Raw genomic sequence first — 24,559 nt, forward strand, 5'->3', positions numbered from 1 at the left:
AAGCTTTGTGGCTATGGGCTTAGGTGTGAATTTGAGGCTTTAGAATGTTGGCGATTCAACAATAACAAAATTGTGAATAATTACCAAATCTATTGAATTTAACTGGAATTTACTCGACCACACCTTTTTGTTGCAGTATAAAATTTGTTGCAGTATAAAATCGGTCAATAAGCACAAGTAAACAAGAGCCCAACTTGACAAGGGCTTAACTTGACAAGGGCTTAACTTAAATAGTTGATTGGGGTTGGAATGAAATATTTAATGACGCTTTTTGTTGTATGCATGTTGCTGAGTCAAGGCAAACTCATGGCATATGCAGAAAGTGAGCAAACAGAGCAAACAACAGCAGATAAGCTTGAAGCATTAAAAAAAGAAGTACTCAATGTTAATCGTGACTTGTTTATTTTAGAAGAAGATCTACTTTTTCCTGCTTCGACTCAACTTGCCGTGTATTTATCTATCGATGTTGGCCAGTTTTTTCAGCTTGATCATGTTAAAATAAAAATCGATGATAAGGACGTTACTCATTACCTATATACTGAAAATGACGTAGATGCACTACATCGGGGTGCAATTCAAAAATTGTATTTAGGAAACTTAAGCACCGGTAAACATCAGATTGTCGCCATTTTAATCGGCATAGGCCCTCACAATCGAGAATATCGAAATGCTGTCGCTTTTGATTTTGAAAAAGGCAGTGACGCTAAATCTTTAGAAATTCAAATTCGGGATAACACAACTAAGCAGCAGCCCGATCTAAAAGTTATCGAATGGTAAAATTGTCGAGATGTTATCTATGAAGTCTTCTCGAATATCACGACAGTTTCTGTTCGCTGGTGCTAGTCTATTAACTTCTGTCTGTTTATCTTTACCCGCAGCCAATCAATCTGAAACGGTTACTGATAATCAGACTGTTCAGTCTGCGGAAGATTTCAAGAAGCCAGTCATCATTGAAGATTTAGCTTATGGTAATATTTTATTTGATTACTATCGGGGTAAGCCTATCAATGCGCTAAATAGTATTCTCGTTGCTCAACAACAAAATACGCTGAATAATCATACGCAAAGTGCAAGGCTGCTTTCCGGTGTTATCTATCTTGATCTGGGAATGCTAACGTTAGCGCAGAAAATCTTTAATGAATTGCTGACAGAAGCTGATCTACAATCTGGATTATTCTCAAAAATTGAGTTTTATTTAGGTAAGCTACACTACAAGCAAGGAGATTTAAAACAGGCCGAATTTCGCTTAAGTCGAATTATCGATACGCTTGATAGCAAATTGAAAGATGAAGGTTTGGTGATATTAAGCAATATTGCTGTCAGTCATGGAAATAAACAACAGGCAAGAGAGTGGCTTGATCTTATTAGTGAAAATTCTCAATTGTCTGCATTTAGTCAGTTTAATTTGGGCATGTTATGGTTACGTGAAGGACAATTTGAACAAGCGCAGCCGATTTTAAGTAATATTCGTGCTACCGATAAGGAAGATCCGGTGGTAAAAGGATTGCATGATAAAGCGAACATTGCTCTGGGTTATTATCTATTGGCACAAAAGCAGTTTACTGAAGCTAGGGAATATTTAAATCAAGTTCGCCTTGAGTCGCCTTCATCAAATAAGGCGCTCTTAGGAATGGGGTGGAGCTATGGTGAAGAAGGTAATTATCGTAAAGCGTTATCGTTTTGGTTGGAATTAAACAAACGAGACATTCGTGATATTGCCGTACAAGAAGTATTGCTCGCAGTGCCATATGCCTACCAAAAACTGAACGCAATGCAACTGGCTTTAGAGCACTATGTTAATGCATCAACCCAATACCAACAGCAACTTGACTTAATTGATTCATTATTATTAAAAATTAATAATGAAGGATTGATCGAGTCATTTGTTAGTCAAATTGTTAATCAGGCGCCTGAACTTAGCGATAAGGGAGTAGAAGATTCGCAACTGTTTGGGGATCAATACGATTACTACTTATTTGAATTAATTTCCCAGCATCATTTTAATGAAGGGTTTAGAAGCTACCAGAAACTCGGACAGCTAGCCCAGATATTATCCTACTGGGAAAGTCAATTACCAGCATTTACCGATATTCTGGATACCAATCAATTAAGATTTCAAGAAAAATTACCCTTAGTTGATAGTTATTTGAATCAAGGAGCATTCGATCAATATACGCTGCAACTTGAGCTAATGAAAAGTCACTTAAATGATGTGAAGCAAAATAAAAATCTGCATGTTATTGCAAATGAAAAACAGCTAAAACTTCATCAGCGAATTAACTCGTTAATGCAAAAGCTAAGTATTATTCCCAGCGAATTATTGACCGATGACCAGCGTTTAAAAGCTGAGCGTGCAAAGGGTGTATTGCAATGGCAATTTGAAGAAAACAAAACGGAAAAAATCTGGCAACTTGAAAAAGAAATCAATCAGATTGAATCGGTTTTACAGGAATTACAAAATCGCAAATTTTCTTTGGCAAATGCTCGTCAAAAAGCAGCAGGACGGTTTGATGGCTATCAACAAAAAATTGATGTTGCTGCGAACAAGCTCTTATCATTAAGAGACAAAATAAAAGTGCAAATTACTTTACAAGCTGAAGATCTTAAATCACAAATTATTGCTGTGCTCAATAAACGAAAAGCAACGCTAGATTATTATTTGCTACAGTCAGACTTATCTGTTGCAAGACTTCATGAAAAAGCGCTTAAAATACCGGAGCTCGAATGATGAAGTTGAATAAATGTCGAGCTATAAGAGTCTTGCCAAAAGCAAGTTTGCAGTACTTGCAACAGCTTGGTTTACGCATTGTAATTTCTTTAGCTGTGGTTTTGTTGATTGCTGCCTGTGCCAATATTAAAAGAATTGTTCCGCTACAAAAATTAACACCTGCTGAGGTAGACCCGCGCGTTAGTTTTATAGACAAAAAAGAAGACCTCGAGGTTGAAACCTCTGCAATTCAATCAATTGAACCCGAAATCGTTATTGCCAGCTACGAGAGATTATTAACTCGTGGCAATTCGCAAATCAGAAAAGAAGCATTACATCGACTGGCCGATTTAACCATGCGGCTTGCTGAGTCAAAGCTTGCCGTAACAAATCAGGAATCCCTTCAACAATTATCGCTAGCCGTACAACAGGCAACATTTGCCAAAGCGATTATGCTTTATCAGCAGTTAGCCATCGAGTTTCCAGAATACGAAGCGATAGATGAAGTAAAATATCAATTAGCTAGAGCTTATTCGCTGAATAGTGAACCGGAATCATCACTGGAAATTCTCGATCAAATAGCGATTACGCATAATGAGTCCTTGTCTTATTTAGAAAGTCAATTTAGACGTGGTGAGGCGTATTTTGTTCGAAAAGATTACCAAACTGCTGAAAAAGCCTATACCGAGGTTATTCAAAAAGGTGTTACTTCTGACTTTTATGATAAAGCGCTTTATAAACGCGGTTGGTCTTTATTTAAACAAAGTTTGTTTCAGGAAGCCTTAAATGATTTTTTCGTTTTATATGAAAGGCTTTTGTATCAGCAACAAGCTGGTCAAATGAAAAATAAATTACTCGCTGACTTAATTAAAGACACTCGCAGAGTAATTAGTTTGTCTTTTTATAATCAAGATGGCGCAGAATCTATTCAAGCTTATTTTAAAGTTCATGGAAAGCGCTCGTTTGAAGATCAGATTTATGATGCACTAGCTCAACTTTATATTGAGCAGGAAAGATTTCAAGATGCAGCAGATACTTATTTGACTTTTATTAAACAATATCCCGTGTCCTTATCTGCACCAGAGTTTCATACTAAGGTGATTGATATATATCGACAAGGTGGTTTTCCGAGTTTGATTTTGCCTGCCAAAGAAAGTTTTGTTGTGACTTACGGTCGTAATAGTGCATTTTGGTTGAAATATTCTGGCAAAGTTATTGATGATCTGAAAGTTCTGTTGAAATTACACTTAGATGATATATCGCGTTTTTATCACGCAGCTGCACAAAAATCGAAAAAGCCGGCAGATTATTTAATTGCTGCTAAGTGGTATCGAGAAATTTTACTCACATTTAATGATCCACAGGTTGACTCCCAATATCGTTATGCAATGGCTGAAGCACTATTTGATGGTGGTCAGTTTGAAATGTCGGCGAAAGAATTTGAAACGGTCGGTTATAACAATCCACAGAGTCAATATTCAAGAGATGCTGGATATAAAGCGCTATTGGCTTATCAGGCTATTCAATATCCGCAAACTGCGACAAATCTTGAAAAGCTTCTGCCGTCAATTCAAAGTGGGCTTAAATTTGCACAAACTTTTTCAACTGATAAACAAACACCACAGATAATTTCGCGTGTCGCTGAACAGCAATTATCAATTCAAGATATTCAAGGGGCAATTGACAGTAGTGAGCTATTGTTACAATCGCCTGTTGCTATTAGTAATGAACAAAAACAACGCGCGCATATAATTATTGCTAATGGACTATTCGATCTAAAACAGTTTGCTAAAGCTGAGGTTGCTATCAGTCAGTTGTTAAAAGAGGTTAAGTTGACAACTCAACAGCGCAATAGTTTTCGCCAGCGCCGAGTCGAAGCGATATACCAACTAGCGGATACGGCTAAAAGTGAAAATAAATTTGCAGAAGCAATAGCGTTATTTTTAAAGGTAAAGCAACTCGAACCACAATCAAGTGTTGCAATCAATGCTCATTATGATGCCGCTGCGCTTTATTTACAAACAGAGCAATGGCAGCTAGCGGCGCAACTGTTAGAGTCATTCAGAAAGTTACATCCTAAACATGCATTAAGCCAAGGCATTCCCGAAAAATTAGCATTGGTATACGAAAAAGAGCAAAATTGGAACAAAGCAGCGCTTGAATATCAGCGCTTATCTGCCGAACAAAAAGATCCCCAACTCGCCCGTGAAGGTTATTGGCGTGTTGCTGAACTCTATTTGAAAGCCAGCAATAAGAAACAGGCGATTGTTGCATTTAAAAAATATGTTTGGGATTATCCTGAACCTTATTTATTAGCGCAGGAAGGACGTTTTAATCTGGTCAATCTTTACGATGAGCGCGGTGATTTTGAAAAGCGTGACTTTTGGCGACAAAAAATTATTCAGTTTTATGCCAAGAATACCAATAAAAATAATACCCGAACTGCATTTTTAGCGGCTCAATCTAAATATCAATTAAGTGAGCCATTGTTTGAATCTTATCGTCAAATAAAATTGAAATTACCTTTAGCTAGTAGTTTGAAGAAAAAACGAGTAGCAATGAAAAAAGCACTTGATGCTTATAACTCAATTGCCAAATATAATGTTGCGCGTTTTACGACGGCTAGCACGCATAAAGTCGCAAAAATTTATCAGCTATTGTCGAGCGATTTAATGTCTTCACAACGGCCTAAAGGCTTAAGTGAAGAAGAGCTGGAAGAATACGGCTTTTTGCTTGAAGAGCAAGCGTTACCATTTGAAGATAAAGCGATTGAGTTTTTTGAAGTAAATGCTAAGCGAACGGCTAATAATATTTATGATGAATCAGTTCGTGAAAGTCTTGATGCATTAAAAAAGCTTAAGCCTGTGCAATATGATAAGCAAGAGCAATTGGAGGCAATGAATGCCATTGAATTTTAACAAGATTGCTTTTGTTATATGGCTGACATTGGTATGTTTGCTATCTGCTTGTACCCATGTGCCAACGCGTTCAAGTGCGGAAGAATCGCCAAGTGAATCTTCGCAAACGGGTGATCCTTTGATTGGCCAAGATAACATAACCACAGACTCACAACAAACACCAGGGCAACAAACATCGGGGCAGTCTGAAGTCTTTGAGAAAGCTGTTGATCCTATGCAGGTTAAAATTCCCAAACAATTGCAACAAGCATATCAGCAGACTAATTTGCTTATATCTGAGAACTATCAAAAAGCAATCGAAAAGCTTCAGCAATTACAGTCACAATATCCTGGACAATCTGGCCCTAGTTATCGAATAGCAAGAATTTATTACCAGCAAAAACTATGGGACAAAGCACTAAAGTCACTCGAAAAATGTTTAATTATCAATCCTCAAAACTATTATGCACTTAATTTAAAAGGTATGGTGTTACGTGAACAAGGAGCATTTAATTTGGCACTTCAAGCTTATCAACAGGCGATAAAAGTGTATCCTGATCATGTTGAGTCTCATCTAAACCTGGCGATTTTAGCGGATATATATTTATATGATTTACCCTTGGCATTAGCGCATTATGAGAATTATCGTCTGTTAATAAAAAATTCGGCGCAACCACAGGTAAATCCAAAAATTGATAATTGGATTCTTGATTTAAAAAGGCGAATACCTGCAAATTAGATGAATATTTGCAAATTAAAGGGTGATAGCATGCAAGCTCAATGTATAAAATTTATTAGCATTTTATGGCTAATTAGTAGTGGCTCGTTATTGATGGTCAATGCACTGGCTGTTAATGATCAACCAATAAAAAATGATACTCAAGAAGTGACAGCACAAGAACAGATGGTAGAGCAAACGCAAGAAGTAGCTGAAACAAAAACGGGCCAGGGAGAAACTACGCTAACAACACAAGTAAATAGTGCTCAGCCAGTAAAAATTGAAGAGACAGTGCTTGGTATGAATGTCTCGGGTACTAGAAATTTGCCGAATGTCCTATATATTATTCCTTGGAAGGGAAATAAAACACAGGTATCACCGCCACAAATATCCCGTTTAGTTGATGAAATTTATGCGCCGGTTGATCCTGAAGTTTTTTCTAAGCAAGTTAAGTTTTATTACCAGTTAACGGCGGAAAAAGTTGAACAGTCCGCAAATATGAAAGAAGTCAAATAGTTATTATGGATAAATGCGTTAATTATCGCTATTATGATATCTAATTTAGCAATATCTAAATGCGCGAAAGTTGTCAGAATAAAACAACAAGGTTTCAAGCAACTTTCAATAATAACCTTTATCTTGTTTGTTAATCACAAAATCCAGCCTTTAGGGGATTAATATGGCTCAAGTACAATCTGCCAATGCCAATCAATTACTGTCTGCGGCTGAGCAATCAGACCCAGGATTATTCACCACCATTATTGCTTTTTTTCAGGATGGTGGTGTATTTATGTATCCCATTATGTTTGTTTTTATTTTTGGGGTCGCTATCGCGATTGAGCGGTTTATCTTTTTAAATATGATGAAAGCGAAAAATCAATCGGCCTGGAAAAAACTCTTGCCGGTGCTTAATCAAGGCAATTTTCGTCAAGCGCTTGAAATAGCCAACAACTCTAAATCAGCCATTGGTCGTATTTTAGCTTATGGTTTATCAAAAGTTGGACAGGGCAGACGCCATGATGATTTAGAAATGGCAATGGAAGAGGGGTTAATGGAAATCTTACCACGGTTAGAAAAGCGTACACCTTATCTAGCAACATTTGCCAACATTGCCACGTTATTAGGATTGTTAGGGACTATTTTAGGTTTGATTAAAGCTTTCACCGCGGTTGCGAATGTTGATCCAGCAGAAAAAGCCAATATTCTTTCGGCGAGTATTTCAATTGCCATGAATACAACCGCATTTGGTTTGATGGCAGCTATTCCATTATTATTAACCTTTACTTATTTACAAACAAAAACTACGGAAATTGTTGATAGTATTGAAATGGCCTCAGTCAAGTTTGTGAATTTAATTCGTGATGCCAGACCTAATGAGCCAGCAAAGCCTAAAACGCCACCAACACGTAATGTGTAACCTGCGTCATTAGTTTTAACTTACTACTCTAACAGGTCATATTATGTTTCGACGAAAATCGAAAAAGTTAAGAGAAAATAATGCAGAACTTAACATCACTGCTTTTATGAATTTAATGGTGGTGTTAGTACCATTTTTGCTCATTACAGCAGTTTTTTCACAAATTTCTATTTTGAATCTAAATTTACCTGCTGGTGTTAGTGAAGATATACCTTCAGAAGAAAAGCCGCCAAAGGCGTTAGAAGTTGTTATTCGTAAAGATAAATTTGATGTGATGGAGCGAAACTCAGGTTTGTTAAAGCGCATAATCAATACTGAAAATGGTTATGATTTCCAAGGTCTAAATACATTTTTGCAAACCGTTAAGGCGCACCCTGAATTTAATATTGATACCAGTGTGACACTTTTAATGGAAATGGACACTAGTTACGATACGTTAGTGCAAACAATGGATGCTGTCAGATTGATTGTACGAGAAGAAAGAGAGTTAGATGAAAAAGGAAATTTGATTCAAGGCGAATTATTTCCCAATATATCGATGGGGGATGCTCCACCTGAAACCGATAATAGTCAGACTCAGTTAGGAACAGAGGGGAGTTTGTGATGAAAAAATCCTATCGCGCCGCTCGCATGGAAAGACACCACAAGCGTTTTGGAAGTGGTGGATTAAATCTGGTTTCCTTAATGGATATATTTACCATTTTAGTATTCTTTTTATTAGTTAATTCTTCTAATGTACAACAATTGCCGAGTAGTAAAGCCATAAAACTACCTGAATCAACGGCACAGCAACTGCCTAAAGAAACGGTAATTGTATTGGTGAATAACCAGCAGATTTTAGTTCAAGGTCGTGTGATTACTACGGTAGATAAAATATTGGCGACAAAAGAAGCCGTTATTCCAGAGCTATTGGAAGAAATGAAATTTCAATCGTCTAAAAGCTGGCAGCCTGCAAATCCTGAAGAAGGATTGGAAGTAACTGTGATGGGCGACAAAGAAATCCCCTACCGATTATTGCGTAAAATATTGACCACTTTAAGTCAGGCAAATTATACCAATATTTCTATGGCTGTCATGAAACGCGCCGATTCAAATAATCAAGCGGGCACAAGGTAAGCAATATGGCCAGTTATTTATTGACTACATCCGTAACACCTATTTTACCTTGGGAAAGTGATCCACAAGAATCTCAGCGGTTTCGGCGTATTTTAATTAGTTTGCTGGTCGCAAGTATACTTTTGAGTTTGATCATTCCTTTTATTCCCCTTGAAAAGCCAGATAGAAATCGGCAAACGAGTATTCCTCCACGCTTGGTTAAAATTGTGCTGGAACAAAAGAAAGAGGTTAAGCCACCTCCACCACCACCCGAAATTAAAGAAGAGAAAAAGCCGGAAGAAGAAAAGCCTAAAGAGCCTGAAAAAGAACCTGAGAAAAAACCGGAAGAGAAAAAGCCTGAGCCTAAAAAGACAGCCAAAGAGGTTGCTAAAAAGCACATTGCCGTTTTTGATGCGTTAGCTGATTTACGCGACCCAGATGATATGAATGATTTGCGTAAAAATCAGAGCTTATCAAATGATACGGGTAAAGCTGAAAAGGTAACACGGTCAATCATTTCTAAAAAAGCAACTCAAGGTAGTGGTGGTATTCAAGTTGCAACCGCAAGCCAATCTTCGGGAACTGGTACTTTGGCAGGTCAAAATACTACCCAGGTAAAAAGTGAAATTGGTGAAGCCGTTGCTAATACTCAGCGTAAAAACCGAGCTGGTAATTTGAAGCGAAGTACTGAAAATATTCAACTGGCGTTTGAAAAACATAAACCCGCTATTTTTGCACTATATCATCGTGAGCTGCGCAAAGATCCGAGTATTCAAGGGCGAGTTATTTTTCGCTTAACAATACTTGCTGACGGTACTGTTGCGAAATGCAGTATTGAATCGAGTGAGCTGAACAATGCTGCGCTAGAGAAAAGACTTATTGCACGAGTTAAACGAATTAACTTTGGAGCAATGAATGTCGCAGATTGGAATGACACTTACATGATTCATTTTTTCCCCAATAATTAGTGTTGCGGAATCAATTATCATATTTGTGCCAAATCAATCTAAGCTGTTTGCGTTAAAAAACTAACAATAAGGCCTGTGCCGATGACAAAGTTACTTAAAATTTCAGGGATTTTGTTACTTCAGGCTTTAGTACAATTGAGTTTTATGCAGACTGCTTTTTCACAATCTGTCAATTTGTCTGTTTCTAATATGACAGCCTCCCGTTTGACCAGTTCCGCTGCAAACAGTCCAAGTGTCAATATTTTAGACACTAACGACTCAAGTAAAAATAAATCGAGTGTAAATAAATCAAGTACAAACGAGCTGAATAAAAAACAAACCGCATTAAAGCAGCCAAAATCACAATGGTTTGAAAAGGCATTTGCTGTTATGGGCACCCAGGCTAAAGTGGAGTTTGAATGGCATGATGAGAAACAAGCGGAGCAACTTATCCAACAAGTTATTGCTGAAATGCATCGAATTGATCAATTAATGAGTCCATATAAACCGGCCAGTGAGCTCTCTTTGATTAATCGACAGGCCGCCGTCAAAGCAACCGTTATTTCGCCTGAGTTATTTCGATTAATCGAAAAGTCTTTGTACTTTTCTCAACTAACACGTGGCGCATTTGATATCAGTTTTTCCAGTGTGGGTTATTTATACGACTTCAGAGAACATAAAAAGCCCACAATCAAGCAAATAGAGCAATTAAAAGGTGCGATTAATTTTCATAATATCCAGCTCGATAAGCAAAAGCACAGCATCTTTTTTAGTGATAAACGTGTCAAAATTGACCTTGGAGGCATTGCAAAAGGCTATGCGGTTGACCAGTGTATGGCAATTTTAATGCGTGCTGGTGTAAAAAATGCGTATATTAATGCGGGAGGCGACAGCCGCATTATTGGCAAAAAGCATGATAGGCTTTGGTATATCGGTATTCAGCATCCGCGCGACGACAAAAAACTATTGGCTAATTTACCGTTAGAAGCTGTTGCGGTATCAACATCGGGTGATTACGAGCGCTACTTTGAAACAGAGGGCGTTAGATACCATCATATTATTAATCCAAAAACTGGGGATTCAGTAAGAGCGATTCGAAGTACCACTATTTTGGCTAAAGATTCGACAACTGCTGATGCGCTGTCGACCAGCATTTTTGTACTTGGGGTGAGTGAAGGTATGAAGCTCATCAATAGTATGCCCGATGTATCGGCAATTATGGTGGACAAAAATGGAAAGTTATTTGTCTCAGAAGATTTAGCTGCTGTTGAGTAAAACTGATAACTGACCGATAGAAACACTAAAAGAAGCATCAAAACAAGCATCAAGAGGTAGGCTATTTGATAAACTCACTCACTGAGTTATCAACTTATTAGATTATTGGAATTGTTGCTATTGAAAGAGAATATCTTGATTATCCTTGAACGACATCAATAATGATTAATTAATATCTGTTGAATCAATATTTTTTATGAATTGATTAATTACTGTTGAATCACCTTAAATATCCCATCTTTTATCGGGTTAATGAGGCATTATCATGCACTTAATCCGTTTAATAACTGTTGCAGAACTATTGGCTCAATATGCGAGTTAGATTATTATTGGCATCCCGTTTGAATTTAGGCATTTTATGAAAAATTTAAAAAATCTTGGCTTGAACAAAATTTCAACAACTTGGCTTTTACTAAGTTTTGGCTTGTTTTCATTTTATATTCAAGCGGTTGAAGTTGAGGGGTTATATCAGGTTGAAATTGCGGTAACCGACCAATCAAATAAAGTACGCTGGGAAGCCGCATTAAACGGGCTAAAAGAGGTGCTGGTACGTAAAAGTGGCAGTCAGCAGATTTTGAGTGTCTATGAAACTCAACAAGCGTATCGCAAAGTTACCTCTTATTTACAGCGGTTTGAATATATTCAAAACACCGAACAAAAAACACGTGCTGAGTATCCGTTTTATTTGAGCTTACATTTTGAACCTCGTTTAGTGGATGAACTTATTCAAGAAGCCGGTATGCCTATTTGGGGAAGCAATCGGCCTATCAGTATATTGTGGTTAGCTAAAGAAGAAAACTTTCAGCGAGAAATTATCAAAGATGACCCTGCCGAAGATTCATTGGCACAATTAGTGGCTAAAAATGCCAAACGTCGAGGAATTCCGGTAATTTTGCCTATAATGGATTTAGAAGATCAGCTTAATGTTAATATTAGTGATATTTGGGGACGGTTTAATACGCCGGTTGTTGCTGCCAGTGAGCGATATCTGGCCGATGCAGTTGTTGCCGGCCGAGTGAGCCGCTTTGGTGAGCAATGGCAAATTAAGCTGTCTTATATTAATCAAAGTAATGAACAGACAATTGAGTTTACTGAACAATCAATGGAAGAGTTGGCAGGTACACTGGTTAATCGTTTGGCAGAACTACTTTGTGAAAAGTACTGTGTGGTAGAGGCGGCTGAAAGTCATAAAATTGTGATGCAAATATCGAATGTAAGAAATTTTTCTCAATATAAAAGCGTGCAGCGCTATTTGGAGAGTTTATCATCAATTCGTAAAGTTGAAGTTGATAAATTACGTGCTGATGTCGTTCGCTTCAGTTTGTCTTTGCTGGGTGATGTGCAGAGTGTAAAAGATGGGATTACATTAGGCAATAAATTAGTTGAAGAGTCTCCAGCTTCAATAGATTTGTTTGTTAATGAAAAATCGCCTGAATTAAAACCTGAGAATCCACTTTCTTCGACTATTCACAGCGAAGTAACGTTAGAAAATTCAGAAAACCACAAGGAGGTTTTATCAGAACAAAACGTCACATCAAATCAAACTGAAATTGCATTACAGACAGAAGTTTCCAAGCAAAGTGAAACTCTCTTGTCCGAAAAGCAAGATGTCGTGTTGTATTATCGGTGGATTGAATGAATCTGAGTTTTTTGCCCAATTTTATTACATTACTGCGGGTATTTTTACTCATTCCGTTATCGATTGTATTACTCAATGAACAGTATTTTAGTGCATTAATCTTATTTGTTATTGCGGGTTTTTCTGATGCACTGGATGGTTTTTTAGCGAAGCAATTTTCTTGGATTAGTCGGTTTGGTGCCATACTCGACCCGCTCGCAGATAAGGCGCTACTCGTCATTACGATGAGTCTATTGGTCTACAACCAACAGCTGAGCTGGATACTTTTATTAGTGGTATTTGTGCGTGACATTTATATTGTTGTCGGTGCCTACTATTATCATTACCGTTTAGGACCGTATGAAATGCAGCCTAGTAATCTGTCAAAGTTTAATACCTTTGTGCAATTATTATTGGTAACCACTTTGTTGGTTTCTCTGGGATTTTATCAACTGCCAACGCTATTTATTGAAGGATTAATTCTTCTTACTTATGTTACAACTATTGCTAGTGGTATTCATTATGGGTGGGTTTGGGGCGGCAAGTTTCGTCAGGAGATAAAACGCCGTAAACAGCAGTCAGGTCAATCTTCAAATCAGCAACGAGAACAATAAATGTATCAGTTACCATTGAATGTTCAACTCGATGATTCTGCTGATTTTACTAACTTTTTATCAGCTCATAACGCACAATTGATTAATCGATTGCAATCAATGCACTCGCATAGCCATGATTTTATTTTTGTCTGGGGGCAAACAGAAACAGGTAAAACTCATCTGGCATCGGCAGTTTGTCACGAAGCTAGTAATAAAAATTTGAACGTGGCTTATTTACCTGTTGATAATCCGGCAATTATGCCAGAGATTTTACAAGGTATGGCCACAATGGATATCATTTGTATTGACAATGTTGAAACCATTTTGGGAAATCCTGAGTGGGAAATAAAGTTATTTGATTTGTATAATAATCTAAATAATGAAAAGAAAAGCCTAATTATTTTTAGTCGATTACCACTTAACGAAGCACCCACAAAGCTTGCTGATCTTCAATCTCGATTGATGGCAATGGAAATCTACCGCCTTATTCCACTTGATGACGAGCAAAAAATTGAATTAATGATTAAGCGTGCTGCTAATCGAGGTCTTGAATTATCAGCTGAGGTTAGTCGATATATTATTACCCATTACAGTCGTTCTGTTGATCAATTAATACATATGCTTGAAAAACTCGATCGCTCGAGCATGAGTTTGCAGCGCAAAATTACAATTCCCTTAGTAAAAGAAATATTCAAAGATAACGCTGCAAGCTAGTCTGACTAATGTTTAAATCATCACTTTAACTGAAAGGCTTCACAGTTGAGACTTTCTGCGCCCGCATTAATAACCGTTTGATGATAAGTTGCTCTTGGTAAAAGTCTTAGAAAATAAAAGTTAAGCAGTTGCAGCTTGTCTTGTTTGAAAGACTCTGACTGCGAACTATGTTGCAAGCTGTTTGCTTGCTGTAAGAAAATATGAGCAACACTGACATAACCGCAAAACATTAAATAATCAAATGCTGCTGCGCTGATCTCATCAGGATTTTGGCTGACTTTTTGCGCTAGATTTTGATTAATCGTTTGCCACTGTGAACAGTAATCAAGTAATTGGTGGGCGTAATTGACAAATTTTTCATCGCTATTTTCTGTTGCGATTTTAATTTCGGTCAGCCATTGATTGACAGAATGAAACTTATCTTTTAATACTTTTCGGCCAAGTAGGTCGAGCGCTTGAATACCATTGGTACCTTCATAAATTGAGGTAATACGCACGTCTCTGACAAGTTGTTCTATTTCTGATTCTTGAATATATCCATGCCCACCATATATTTGAATTGCTAAGTTGCAAGCTTCAAATCCGGTTTCTGACATGAAGGCTTTACAAATTGGTGTCAGTAATCCAAGACGACTTTCTATATCTGACGATGGCTGCTGGCTCAATTCAATTTTATCAACGAGAGTTGCAACATACATTGCTAATCCTCGACATCCTTCAACAATTGCTTTTTGAGTAAATAACATGCGTTTTATATCGGCATGAACAATAATCGGATCTGCCGGTTTTTGTGGCATTTTTGCGCCAGAAATTGCACGCATTTGCAGGCGTTCGCTAGCGTAAGTTAATGAGGCTTGTTTCGCTAATTCTGCTATGGCATAGCCTTGAATACCTGTCGCCAGTCGCGCTTTGTTCATCATGGTGAACATACAGCTTAATCCTTGATTCAGTTCACCAATTAAATAACCGCGCGAGTTATCAAAATTGAGTACACAGGTAGGTGAAGCTTTAATCCCCATTTTATGCTCAATACTGCTACATTCAACCTGGTTATCACTCTGTACTGATTTGCCTGAAATAACCGTTAGCATTTTAGGAACTAAAAATAATGAAATCCCGGCTGTACCTTCGGGCGCCCCATCGACACGAGCTAACACAAAGTGAATGATATTTTCTGCTAAATCGTGTTCACCTGCAGAAATAAATATTTTGCTACCATTAATCACATATTCTCCATCTTTAGAAGGAGTTGCTCTGGTTTTTAATAATCCTAAATCTGAACCGCAATGAGCCTCGGTCAGACACATAGTGCCAGACCATTGACCAGAAATTAATTGAGGTAAGTATTGAGCTTGAAGTGATTCATTGGCATGATTCTCAAGTGCACTGATTGCTCCATGAGTCAGGCCAGGAAACATACTCCAAGAGGCATTTGCGCCAGCGACCATTTCTGCGACTGCGGCAGACAACGAAAAAGGTAGGCCTTGGCCCCCAAACTCTGGATTGCAAGCCAGTGAAGACCAGCCTGCATCACAGTATTGCTGATAAGCGTCCTTAAATCCGCTTGGTGTAGTGACCAGACCGTTATTCAATTGACTTGATTGTTGATCGCCAGAATAGTTAATAGGAGATAGCAACGTTTCTGAAAACTTTGCAGCTTCATTTAATATAGCGTTAACTAAAGATTGATCGGCAGCATCTTGTGCGCCAATTGCTTGATAATGATCGGTTAGTTTCAACCAATCATGTAGAATAAATTCAAAGTCATTGAGGGGGGCTTGGTATTGTGGCATAAAAAATTCTCCTTAATTAAGCCGTCTAATTTATCTGGTCAGACAAGATTGTACAAGCAGAAAAGCGTAATGAAATATAAATTTCATTAAATCAGTTTCGTTAAGTGAAATGATATAATAACGGCACAGATATAAAATTGAAGGCGGTCAAATAATTAGGTTAGTACCTGAATTATTCGCATCAAGATAAATTAATAACCAGTAAAGCAGAAGTTTTATGCAACAAATGAGTGAATTAAGATTTGGTGGAACAGCACGGCTATACGGTCAGCAAGGGCTTGACAATTTAACTCGGGCAAAAGTCACGGTAATTGGTATTGGTGGCGTTGGTAGTTGGGCTGCCGAAGCACTAGCCCGATCAGCTATTGGCGCAATAAGTTTAATTGATTTGGATGATATTTGTTCGACCAATACAAATCGGCAGATACATGCCAATGTTGAGTCAGTCGGCAAAATGAAAGTTACCGAAATGGCAGAGCGAATACAAAAAATCAATCCCGAATGTCAGGTTAATCCGGTTACTGATTTTATTCATACAGATAATCAACAAATCTTGTTAGCGGATAAACCTGACTATGTGATTGACGCAATTGACAGCGTCCCAGCAAAAGTTGCGTTGATTGCTTATTGTAAAAGAAACAAAATTAGAATTATAACTACAGGAGGCGCTGGCGGACAAATTGATCCACTAAAGATAACCTTATCTGATTTGAGTCGGACGATACAAGATCCTCTTGCCGCTAAAGTAAGAAGTGAGCTACGTCGCCATTATGGTTTTTCTAAGAATCCCAAGCGTAAATTTGGCATCGAATGTGTCTATTCAACGGAACAGTTATTATTTCCTCAGGCCGATGGTAGTGTCTGCCATACAAAGCATCATCCTGATGGAAGTGTAAAGCTTGATTGCAGTGGCGGGTTAGGCGCAGGTGTTACTGTGACCGCAACATTCGGCATGATTGCAGCGTCACGTGTGATTAATTATTTATCACAGAAACAAATGTCTGATTAACCACTTAAAACTTTAATTGCATTAAGCAAATTTCAAGATAGCTGAATTAGGGTAGAGTTAAACTATTTTGCTTGTACGATAACTTCGAGGCATATTGTTTGACTGCCGAATAGTACGAATGTATAAAATCAGTTCGTTTTCTGCTTCATTTTTTGATATAAAAGGACCTTCTTGTGATTGCTCCCGCGTAGTGAACCACCACCCTTCGTTGGTGTGATAGTAGCGATCACTGCGAAACCAAGACTTTTCAGATTCTCCTGCGCGATATTGCATGCTATTTTCTCCCTTTTCAGTAAAAGCTTATCAGTAGAAAATGTATAGGTTGACTGTGTAAGCTTAAGGTTTTATGGCGCTGATCTTTTGCAGATTTAAAATATCTAAGTATCAAAGCTATAACGAGTCGACGTTTTCAACCCAGTATTTAAGTGTAGTGAAGGTATCGAGAATAGATAAAGACGGATTTAGACTTTAAGCATTGGCGTTAATTCGCAAAGGCTATTAAAGAGAAAGCGATAAATTTGGTCTAAACTTATCATTTCATAAAGTAAGATATTTCACTACAGCCTTTGTATTTGGTAATATTCCATTAGCTTTTGATGTATAAGCACTTTTAGCCATTATTGGCACAAATAATTATAACAGTAATAACAAAAATCTGGAGTTTATAGTCTTGAGTGCTATCGAAATCCCCGGTTATAAAATAATTCGAACACTCGGCGTTGGTGGTCAGGCAACCGTATACCTTGCGTTACAGCAAGGGTTTGAGCGCGAGGTTGCTCTTAAAGTTATGTCACCCGCTTTGGCTGCAGACCCCAGTTTTGGTGAACGGTTTATACGTGAAGCCAAGATTGTCGCTAAGTTATCCCATAAAAGTATTGTCACTGTATACGATGTTGGAGAAAGTGGTAATTTCTATTATCTCGCAATGGAATATATGCCTGGAGAAGATCTCAAGTCTCGTATTCATAAAGGAATGAAAACTAAAGAATGTTTGAGTACTATCGCTAAAATTGCGCGAGCCCTGCATTTTGCTCATCAAAAGGGCTATATTCATCGCGATGTAAAATCCGAAAATATTTTATTTGATCAAGATGATGAACCGGTATTGACCGATTTTGGTATTGCTAAAGCATCTAATTCGTCAACCCAAATGACGCAAACCGGAAAATTAATTGGTACGCCAGAATATATGAGCCCTGAGCAGTGTCGAGGTAAAAATATTGATGGTCGAACTGATTTATACAGCTTGGGTATTATTTTATTTGAAATGCTTACGCGTAAGGTTCCATTTACGGGTGAAGATTCCGTGGCCGTTTGTATTCAGCATGTCACCAAGCCGCTTCCTCGATTGCCTGCTCGACTCAATCATTATCAATGGCTAATTGATTCGTTATTAGCCAAAGATCCTAATCAACGCATTCAAACGGGCGAAGATTTGGCATTAGCGATAGGTCGGTTTGAGAAAACTGGCAAGACACAAGAAATTACCCAGAATATACCATCATCGGCTCAGTCGAAAATGACTGGGAAACGATCAAGTAATAGCGCTTCGCTCAATAACGACTTTGATGATCAATCCTTTCGAGATAATGATAGTTTTACTGACTCAGATCTGTCTACTCGACAAGAAGAACCCGAAATTATTGATGATTTACATACGGAACACCGATATTTGACGCAAGCTGAAAATCGGAAAAATAATTTACCTTTATTTGTAGGTTTAACGGCTTTGGCATTAATCGGCGTGGCTGCATTTTTTACCAAGCAGCAGTGGATGCCAATGATAGAACCTTATTTATCAAATGCAGCATCAACAGATATCGCATCGACTAGAACCGAAGCAACATCTGCCAATAACCCGGTTGACGCAGATAAACCGAATCAGTCAGCCCCCAACGGGGTTAAAGACAAAGCTCCTGACGTTGCATCGTTATTACAAGAAGCTGATGCATTGGTGCAATTTGTGCCACATAAAATTGCCGATATGAAAAAGGCGCTCAAATTGATTTCAGCTGTCAATGCGCTTGAAAAAGATAATAAAAACGCGCAATTAATCTACCAGAATATATTAAGTACCAGTTTGTTAGAAGCGACCGCGTTGGCAGAAAAAGAAGATTTTGTCGCTGCCGAAGAATGGATTTCATTAGTAAAGTTTGAAAATCCAAAATATGCATTATTAGCCGCAACGACCAGCAATATTGAGCAATTGAAACAAGTACATTCTGCGGCAGAAAATGAGCGCTTAAGTCAGCAAACAAAAATTGATGAATTAATTCAAAAAGGCCAAACTGCACTCAATGAAAATCGACTGTCATCGCCGTCAAAAGATAATGCAATAGAATACTTTGAAATGGTTCTTAAGTTACAGCCCGATAATAACCTGGCACAACAAGGATTACTTGACGTCACCGCAGCTTACGAAAGTTTAGTTAAAAAAGCTATTGCTGATGAATCGTTTACCAAGGCAAAAGCGTTGTTGAGTCGCTTTAATAATTTATCTAATGAACAGCCCAAAAAGATACAACTAAGACAAGCATTAAGTCAGGCTGAAAAAAAATATCTTGCTGAACAGGCCAAACGAAAAGAGCAGGCTGCACTGGCCGAAAAAATTAGACAGCAAGAAAATGCCCGTCAGGAACGACTCAGTGATCCTATCGTACAAATGCAATTGCTGGGTAATTTAGATTCTGCCAAATCACTAGAGGCGCAAGATGTATTGGTAATGCCTGAAGAAAATAATGCGGTCAGTAAATATCGAGCGGTATTAAATATTGATGATCGCAATGTTGAGGCTAAAGCTGGACTCACTAGAATTGAAAATAAAATTCTTTCACAATTACAACGATTGATTACACAAAAAAATCGTGTAGAAGCTGAGCAGTGGCTAACTCGGCTCAAGTTATTTCAAGATAATCACCCTCAATTTGATAATCTGGCTTCACAGGTGAGTGAATTGCCCTTAATGACTGAGTCACTTATTGACGATGAACAATCAGCTAAAAATCCCGACGAGCAAATGGATACCGAAGATGCTGTCAGTGAAAAACAACTGATAGATAAACAGACAGTTAAGCAAACTGACAATCTTGAGAAGAGTAACCTTGAGAAAAATAATCTTGAACAAAATAAAACTAAACAAGACAAACAAGATAAAACTGAGCATGACAAAACTGTTCATGATAAAACTGAGCAGAGTATAGATTCAGAAAAAAATATTGCACCACTAATGGATGGTGAGAAAAGTCAGACAGATATGTTAATTGAGCAAGAAATACAAAATGATGCCGCTGAGCTGGAACAGTCTTTACGAAAGTCAACACGTTCAGTTGATAAAAGCGAATCAAAAAAATAGAAAGATCGAGTAGCAGATAATTAAAGTTATTGAGCATTATTCAGCTAAGTTTTAAAAGCTGATTTGCATTGAAACCTCTTTAGGATACAGGACTATAAGCATGCAATCTAAGTTTATTCAATTTGTGATTTACCTGTTACTATCGGCATTAATTGCCTGTGGTGGCCCGAAACAGGCTCTAATTTCTCCCGCGGAAATTCAATCAGCACAGCAATCTGGTAATTTACTTGCCTTATATGACAAAGTCTCTAATATGGTCATGCAAAATAAAGGAAGTGCAAAAGAAGAAGCGATTGCTATCCAATCCGAGATTGCTCAGTTGTTAACACAGCAAAAAAAGCAACAAGTAGCACAAGTTGTCGCCCAGTTTAATCAAGAAGGCTCAAGTATTACTCGAGAGCAATTGCTTGATTTAAAAAGTAGTGTGCAATCTATGCAGCAATGGTCTGCAACCGATTTTGCACGGATTTCTCCACAAATTAATCAAATGCTTGCTCAAATTAATCAATTGATTGCAACTTATATGAATGTCGCAATTGACCCCAATAAAGAACCGGTTGCTCAAATCCTGGCATTGAAACGGGCTGCTGAATTGGCTGGTGAATCGCAACCTGAAACCAGTGAATATCAAAATGCTCACAAAAAAATGTTGGCACAGCTACAAAGTAACGGTAACACCCAATTAGAGCGACGTAATTACGAGCAAGCACTAGCCGCTGCAAAAGGGGGACTATTGCTTGATGCCAATAACATTCAGTTTGAATCTTTGATGTCGCAAGCAGAAGCCGGTTTATTTGAAAATGACTTTAGAAAAGCTATCGAAAATGGTAAGCCAGAATCAGCCTATCAAGCGGTTATCGAGGTTTCAGATAAACCAATATTTTTGCAGCTCAAGAAAAATATGCGTAACAGCATTATTCTGTTGTCGAACTACTTTGCTGGCAGCGCACAAAAAGCTTATGTGTCGGGTGACTGGGTAACAGCCTACGTAAACTTTATAAAAGGACGAACTATTCAAGATAAACTTGATATTGCAGATAAAGGTTTTATTCAAGAGAAGAAATATTTAGACATGCTAATGTCAAAAGTTAATAAAGGTAATGTTGCAGAAGGGCAACAATTAATTCTATTAAAAATTATTCAAGAGTTTGATGATAAGTTTCCAAATCTACAAAATCAATTGCGCAAGATTGAAGAGAGTATTAAAAGTCGTGCGATGACTAAACTGTCCGTTGCTGCTTTCAAAGAGATACCCGCAACAGATAGCGTTGTCAATTCTGTAGGGCGTCGTGTTGGTAGTAAATTAGAAAAAATATTGTTTGAGCGATTAGGTCATGAGGTGACAATTGTTGCTCAACTGACCACAGAACAGTCTAACCCTTATGAAGGTTTAACCTTAAAGGTTGATGGTGAAGTTCTACAAGCTGCAGTTGAAAATTCGACTAATATTGGCAAACGCAATTTGCGGGTTCAAACCGGTGTCAACCGTACTGAGACCGAAGCATATCAAAAGTGGGTGAAACGCAAGCGAGGCGAGCAGCCAGAGCAATATATTGAAACGCCAGTGATGGAAAATGTTGAATTAACGGTAGAGCATATTTTAAAACATGCAATTGCTGAAGTTGCATTCCGAATTATTGAACCTGCTAGCGGAACAATTTTGTTAACCGATAATTTTGTTGAAGAAAGTGAGTTTAGTGGTGAGTCGATTAACGAATTGCAAAAAGGTGAATTTCATCAACCTTATGTTAGAGCTGATTTGCCATCGGATATTACTATTATGGATGAATTAGCTTCCAAATTAGCAGAAAGATTAGGTAATAAACTAGCGGAGTATCTGCAAAGCCCAGAAAATGTGTTCTTTCAAAAGTCAGAAGACTCAACTGCACAAGGCAATGTTAAATTAGCAGTTGAAATGTTGGCTAATGCTGTAACTATCGGTGAAGCCAAGGGTAAAGATGTTTCAGTTTGGTATGAAAAAGCTAAGCGCCTTGCTTTGCAGTAAATATTCTCTAGTGATTCTATCGATATTATCACTTTAATTGGATTTTTAATAAGACACTGGTTAACTTATCAAGTTGCCGCGATGTACACAGATAATTAAGCGTCACGCGGCAACATGCTGGTTACACAATGAATTAAGCGTTGGGTCTTTTTGGCCAGACTCATTTGTTCTAAACGTTTTGCATTGAGTTGTTGGATTGCCCACTGAATGTGTTCTTGTACCATTTCGTTGGCTTCACTCATCTTTAATTCAAGCGCAATAATCATTTCATCTGAATATTCCGCATTACCAATGGCGACAGCGAGGTTTCTAAGCCAGCTTTGATAGCCTATGCGGCGTATGGGCGTTCCGGCAAGATTCTCATTAAACTCAGATTCACTCCATCGCCAGAGATCAAATAAACTGATTTCATCGAGTTGATTGCGAGGTAAAAAATCTTTGTCGGTTGAGGTTTGTGCGTATCGGTTCCAAGGGCAGGCCAGTTGGCAATCATCACAACCATAAATTCGGTTGCCAATTTTTTCTCGCAAATCTTCTGGTATTCCGCCCTTATTTTCAATCGTTAAATACGAAATACATTTAGTTGCATCAACTTTGTTTGGTGCAATAATAGCGCCTGTTGGACAAATGCTAATACAGGCGGTACAACTACCACACTGATTTTCGATTGGTTGATCGACGGGGAGAGGTAAATTAATAAAAATTTCACCAAGGAAAAACCAAGAACCCGCATCGGGATTGATAATTAAAGTATGCTTACCTTTCCAACCGATGCCTGATTTTTCTGCGAAACAACTTTCCATTACCGGAGCACTATCGACAAATACTCGAAAATCGATGACATCTTTCAACGAAAAATACTCACTGAGTGATTGGCATATTTTATCTAGCTTTTTACGCATTAATTTATGATAGTCGCGTCCTAGCGCATAGCGAGAAACATTGGCAAGGTTAGGATCTTTAAGTGGTGTCGAAAACTTCGCATTTTCTGGCAAGTAATCATAGCGTAAGGAAATTATTCTTGCCGTGCCTGGATGTAACTCTTGGGGATTTTGACGAAGGTTTTGGTTTCGCTCAAAAAACGTCATGTCACCATGACGTTTTTCTGCTATCCATTGTTCAAGTTTTGGATAATAGCCTTCGGTAGAAGTGTCACAGACACGCGCATCTTGAAAGCCATGTTCAAGGGCTAGTTTGTGAATGTGTGCTTTGATTTCTTGTAGTTGTTCGTCGGTCAGCTTCATGCGATTGAGTTTTGTAATAATTGAATAGATTTTAATCCGTGATTTATTTTAAATAGTAAACTTGGCCATCTTTTATTAACAGGGCTTATAGCTTATTCAAAATAAACCAATCTAGTTGGTACGCATTATACGCATTGTGCTAAAACACAGTGAAGTACTATTATGAATGTTCTGATGTATTCTTCTCATGTTGGGATGTTAAATAAACTAAACATTGGTGGGTTTCAAATCAAACATGAACTTGATCGCGCCAAAATCTGAATAAATTGCTGAAAAATATTTAAATTTAACAAAATTACTTGAGTCTGACTCAGCATTCGGTTAGATTATGCGCCTCACGCGTCATTAGCTCAGTTGGATAGAGCATCAGGCTTCGAACCTGAGGGTCGGGCGTTCGAATCGCTCATGGCGCGCCATTTTTTATGTATCAAAAATAGCCTTTTCTGGCTATATCTTATTATTCAATAACTTAGCCTTGTTTCGTGGCAGCTATTATTTTACATATCTAGCTATAGTTCTCTATTTTTCACGAGATTTTACGACTGAATTACGACTCGATTACGACTGAGGTCAAAATATTATGGCTACTATCAAAAGGCGTTCTAACAAACGATTTATCGCTGAAATTAGAAAGGACGGGCAATACAAAAATCTTAAACATTTGATATCAAAGTTCAGGCTTTAGCATGGGCGGTTGAAATGGGGCAAAGTCTTTCACCAGACGGACTGATACAAGGGAAAATTTTAAACGATGCATTCACTCGTTACGGATGTTAAACAAGATTATTTTGAATCATGGGTTACACAAGCTTTAATCAGACTGAAAACCAGCAGTGTTAATCGTAACCTTGATTTATTAAGCTCTGTTTATGAAGCAGCAAAGCGTTGGCGTTGGATAAAAGATAATCCTATACGTGCAATTAAACGCCCTCAAAATCCACCACCTAGAGATAGGCGCATTAGTGATAAAGAAATTAAGCATATTTTAAAGGCTTTATTTTTTGACGGTCATATAGTTTCGGAATCGTGGCATCAAGTTGCTGTTGGTTTCCTGTTTGCCATTGAAACCGCCATGCGACAAGGTGAAATCTAGAGTCTGGAGTGGAGGAGGGTATTTCTCAATAACCTTGATATTAGTGATAGACTAAAAGGTCACGGCAAACTTTAAAAGG

General features: G+C 37.9%; 20 protein-coding genes and 1 tRNA gene. 18 read left to right on the plus strand and 3 right to left on the minus strand.

Annotation, left to right across the window (positions count from 1 at the left end):
• Positions 1 to 249: 249 nt before the first annotated feature.
• The 13 genes from ABVT42_RS00785 (at position 250) to hda (ending at position 13,984) form a co-directional block, all read left to right on the plus strand.
• Positions 250 to 777 carry an AraC family transcriptional regulator gene (locus ABVT42_RS00785; RefSeq protein ID WP_353873188.1) on the plus strand — a complete coding sequence of 176 codons (528 nt, stop codon included), beginning with the start codon at positions 250 to 252 and terminating at the stop codon, positions 775 to 777.
• Between the two features lie 19 nt (positions 778 to 796).
• The gene (locus tag ABVT42_RS00790) at positions 797 to 2,728 is read left to right on the plus strand and encodes a tetratricopeptide repeat protein (RefSeq protein WP_353873189.1); all 1,932 of its coding nucleotides are present in this window, start codon (positions 797 to 799) and stop codon (positions 2,726 to 2,728) included.
• Positions 2,725 to 5,625 (plus strand): tetratricopeptide repeat protein, encoded by a 2,901-nt coding sequence (locus ABVT42_RS00795; RefSeq protein ID WP_353873190.1) that lies wholly within the window; start codon positions 2,725 to 2,727, stop codon positions 5,623 to 5,625. Before ABVT42_RS00790 ends, ABVT42_RS00795 begins: the two co-directional genes overlap by 4 nt.
• A complete protein-coding gene (locus ABVT42_RS00800) occupies positions 5,609 to 6,343 on the plus strand; it encodes a tetratricopeptide repeat protein (RefSeq protein ID WP_353873191.1) in 735 nt (244 codons plus the stop codon). Before ABVT42_RS00795 ends, ABVT42_RS00800 begins: the two co-directional genes overlap by 17 nt.
• A gap of 30 nt (positions 6,344 to 6,373) precedes the next feature.
• Positions 6,374 to 6,838 (plus strand): hypothetical protein, encoded by a 465-nt coding sequence (locus tag ABVT42_RS00805; RefSeq protein WP_353873192.1) that lies wholly within the window; start codon positions 6,374 to 6,376, stop codon positions 6,836 to 6,838.
• Positions 6,839 to 7,001: 163 nt separating this feature from the next.
• Positions 7,002 to 7,739 carry a MotA/TolQ/ExbB proton channel family protein gene (locus ABVT42_RS00810; RefSeq protein WP_353873193.1) on the plus strand — a complete coding sequence of 246 codons (738 nt, stop codon included), beginning with the start codon at positions 7,002 to 7,004 and terminating at the stop codon, positions 7,737 to 7,739.
• A gap of 43 nt (positions 7,740 to 7,782) precedes the next feature.
• Entirely contained in the window at positions 7,783 to 8,343 is a 561-nt protein-coding gene (locus ABVT42_RS00815; protein WP_353873194.1) for an ExbD/TolR family protein, read from the plus strand.
• Entirely contained in the window at positions 8,343 to 8,855 is a 513-nt protein-coding gene (locus tag ABVT42_RS00820; protein ID WP_353873195.1) for an ExbD/TolR family protein, read from the plus strand. The genes ABVT42_RS00815 and ABVT42_RS00820 overlap by 1 nt, the downstream gene beginning before the upstream one ends.
• Positions 8,856 to 8,860: 5 nt before the next feature.
• Positions 8,861 to 9,802, plus strand: a complete 942-nt coding sequence (locus ABVT42_RS00825) for an AgmX/PglI C-terminal domain-containing protein (RefSeq protein ID WP_353873196.1) — start codon at positions 8,861 to 8,863, stop codon at positions 9,800 to 9,802.
• A gap of 81 nt (positions 9,803 to 9,883) precedes the next feature.
• Positions 9,884 to 11,056: an FAD:protein FMN transferase gene (locus ABVT42_RS00830; RefSeq protein WP_353873197.1), complete on the plus strand. Its 1,173-nt coding sequence runs from the start codon at positions 9,884 to 9,886 to the stop codon at positions 11,054 to 11,056.
• A gap of 358 nt (positions 11,057 to 11,414) precedes the next feature.
• Positions 11,415 to 12,695, plus strand: coding sequence for a DUF2066 domain-containing protein (locus ABVT42_RS00835; protein WP_353873198.1), 1,281 nt, complete (start codon positions 11,415 to 11,417; stop codon positions 12,693 to 12,695).
• Positions 12,692 to 13,288: a CDP-alcohol phosphatidyltransferase family protein gene (locus ABVT42_RS00840; protein ID WP_353873199.1), complete on the plus strand. Its 597-nt coding sequence runs from the start codon at positions 12,692 to 12,694 to the stop codon at positions 13,286 to 13,288. The genes ABVT42_RS00835 and ABVT42_RS00840 overlap by 4 nt, the downstream gene beginning before the upstream one ends.
• On the plus strand, positions 13,289 to 13,984 hold the full coding sequence (gene hda / locus ABVT42_RS00845; protein ID WP_353873200.1) for a DnaA regulatory inactivator Hda: 696 nt from the start codon (positions 13,289 to 13,291) through the stop codon (positions 13,982 to 13,984).
• A 20-nt stretch (positions 13,985 to 14,004) separates the two neighbouring features.
• On the opposite strand, the gene ABVT42_RS00850 is transcribed toward hda, so the two are convergent.
• Positions 14,005 to 15,777, minus strand: coding sequence for an acyl-CoA dehydrogenase family protein (locus tag ABVT42_RS00850; RefSeq protein ID WP_353873201.1), 1,773 nt, complete (start codon positions 15,775 to 15,777; stop codon positions 14,005 to 14,007).
• Between the two features lie 217 nt (positions 15,778 to 15,994).
• Between ABVT42_RS00850 and tcdA the strand changes: the two genes are divergently transcribed.
• A complete protein-coding gene (tcdA, locus tag ABVT42_RS00855) occupies positions 15,995 to 16,786 on the plus strand; it encodes a tRNA cyclic N6-threonylcarbamoyladenosine(37) synthase TcdA (protein ID WP_353873202.1) in 792 nt (263 codons plus the stop codon).
• 57 nt (positions 16,787 to 16,843) lie between these two features.
• Here the strand turns inward: tcdA and ABVT42_RS00860 are convergent, their stop codons facing one another.
• Positions 16,844 to 17,059: a DUF6316 family protein gene (locus tag ABVT42_RS00860; protein ID WP_353873203.1), complete on the minus strand. Its 216-nt coding sequence runs from the start codon at positions 17,057 to 17,059 to the stop codon at positions 16,844 to 16,846.
• Between the two features lie 397 nt (positions 17,060 to 17,456).
• Here ABVT42_RS00860 and ABVT42_RS00865 point away from each other — a divergent pair, with 397 nt between their 5' ends.
• Positions 17,457 to 20,138 carry a serine/threonine protein kinase gene (locus tag ABVT42_RS00865; RefSeq protein ID WP_353873204.1) on the plus strand — a complete coding sequence of 894 codons (2,682 nt, stop codon included), beginning with the start codon at positions 17,457 to 17,459 and terminating at the stop codon, positions 20,136 to 20,138.
• A 100-nt stretch (positions 20,139 to 20,238) separates the two neighbouring features.
• A complete protein-coding gene (locus ABVT42_RS00870) occupies positions 20,239 to 22,143 on the plus strand; it encodes a hypothetical protein (RefSeq protein WP_353873205.1) in 1,905 nt (634 codons plus the stop codon).
• 95 nt (positions 22,144 to 22,238) lie between these two features.
• Here the strand turns inward: ABVT42_RS00870 and queG are convergent, their stop codons facing one another.
• Positions 22,239 to 23,387, minus strand: coding sequence for a tRNA epoxyqueuosine(34) reductase QueG (gene queG, locus ABVT42_RS00875; RefSeq protein ID WP_353873206.1), 1,149 nt, complete (start codon positions 23,385 to 23,387; stop codon positions 22,239 to 22,241).
• Positions 23,388 to 23,726: 339 nt separating this feature from the next.
• On the opposite strand from queG, the gene ABVT42_RS00880 reads away from it, so the two are divergent.
• Positions 23,727 to 23,803: transfer RNA gene (locus ABVT42_RS00880), tRNA-Arg, on the plus strand.
• A 335-nt stretch (positions 23,804 to 24,138) separates the two neighbouring features.
• On the plus strand, positions 24,139 to 24,480 hold the full coding sequence (locus ABVT42_RS00885) for a hypothetical protein (protein ID WP_353873207.1): 342 nt from the start codon (positions 24,139 to 24,141) through the stop codon (positions 24,478 to 24,480).
• Positions 24,481 to 24,559 lie beyond the last annotated feature (79 nt).

The organism is Aliikangiella maris (genome assembly GCF_040719265.1).
In the GTDB taxonomy this organism is placed as follows: Bacteria; Pseudomonadota; Gammaproteobacteria; order Enterobacterales; family Kangiellaceae; genus Aliikangiella; species Aliikangiella maris.

Coding starts and splice junctions, on each gene's coding strand:
- ABVT42_RS00785 (WP_353873188.1), top strand. CDS start 250: ATGAAATATTTAATGACGCTTTTTGTTGTATGCATGTTGCTGAGTCAA.
- ABVT42_RS00790 (WP_353873189.1), top strand. CDS start 797: ATGAAGTCTTCTCGAATATCACGACAGTTTCTGTTCGCTGGTGCTAGT.
- ABVT42_RS00795 (WP_353873190.1), top strand. CDS start 2,725: ATGATGAAGTTGAATAAATGTCGAGCTATAAGAGTCTTGCCAAAAGCA.
- ABVT42_RS00800 (WP_353873191.1), top strand. CDS start 5,609: ATGCCATTGAATTTTAACAAGATTGCTTTTGTTATATGGCTGACATTG.
- ABVT42_RS00805 (WP_353873192.1), top strand. CDS start 6,374: ATGCAAGCTCAATGTATAAAATTTATTAGCATTTTATGGCTAATTAGT.
- ABVT42_RS00810 (WP_353873193.1), top strand. CDS start 7,002: ATGGCTCAAGTACAATCTGCCAATGCCAATCAATTACTGTCTGCGGCT.
- ABVT42_RS00815 (WP_353873194.1), top strand. CDS start 7,783: ATGTTTCGACGAAAATCGAAAAAGTTAAGAGAAAATAATGCAGAACTT.
- ABVT42_RS00820 (WP_353873195.1), top strand. CDS start 8,343: ATGAAAAAATCCTATCGCGCCGCTCGCATGGAAAGACACCACAAGCGT.
- ABVT42_RS00825 (WP_353873196.1), top strand. CDS start 8,861: ATGGCCAGTTATTTATTGACTACATCCGTAACACCTATTTTACCTTGG.
- ABVT42_RS00830 (WP_353873197.1), top strand. CDS start 9,884: ATGACAAAGTTACTTAAAATTTCAGGGATTTTGTTACTTCAGGCTTTA.
- ABVT42_RS00835 (WP_353873198.1), top strand. CDS start 11,415: ATGAAAAATTTAAAAAATCTTGGCTTGAACAAAATTTCAACAACTTGG.
- ABVT42_RS00840 (WP_353873199.1), top strand. CDS start 12,692: ATGAATCTGAGTTTTTTGCCCAATTTTATTACATTACTGCGGGTATTT.
- hda (WP_353873200.1), top strand. CDS start 13,289: ATGTATCAGTTACCATTGAATGTTCAACTCGATGATTCTGCTGATTTT.
- ABVT42_RS00850 (WP_353873201.1), bottom strand. CDS start 15,777: ATGCCACAATACCAAGCCCCCCTCAATGACTTTGAATTTATTCTACAT.
- tcdA (WP_353873202.1), top strand. CDS start 15,995: ATGCAACAAATGAGTGAATTAAGATTTGGTGGAACAGCACGGCTATAC.
- ABVT42_RS00860 (WP_353873203.1), bottom strand. CDS start 17,059: ATGCAATATCGCGCAGGAGAATCTGAAAAGTCTTGGTTTCGCAGTGAT.
- ABVT42_RS00870 (WP_353873205.1), top strand. CDS start 20,239: ATGCAATCTAAGTTTATTCAATTTGTGATTTACCTGTTACTATCGGCA.
- queG (WP_353873206.1), bottom strand. CDS start 23,387: ATGAAGCTGACCGACGAACAACTACAAGAAATCAAAGCACACATTCAC.
- ABVT42_RS00885 (WP_353873207.1), top strand. CDS start 24,139: ATGCATTCACTCGTTACGGATGTTAAACAAGATTATTTTGAATCATGG.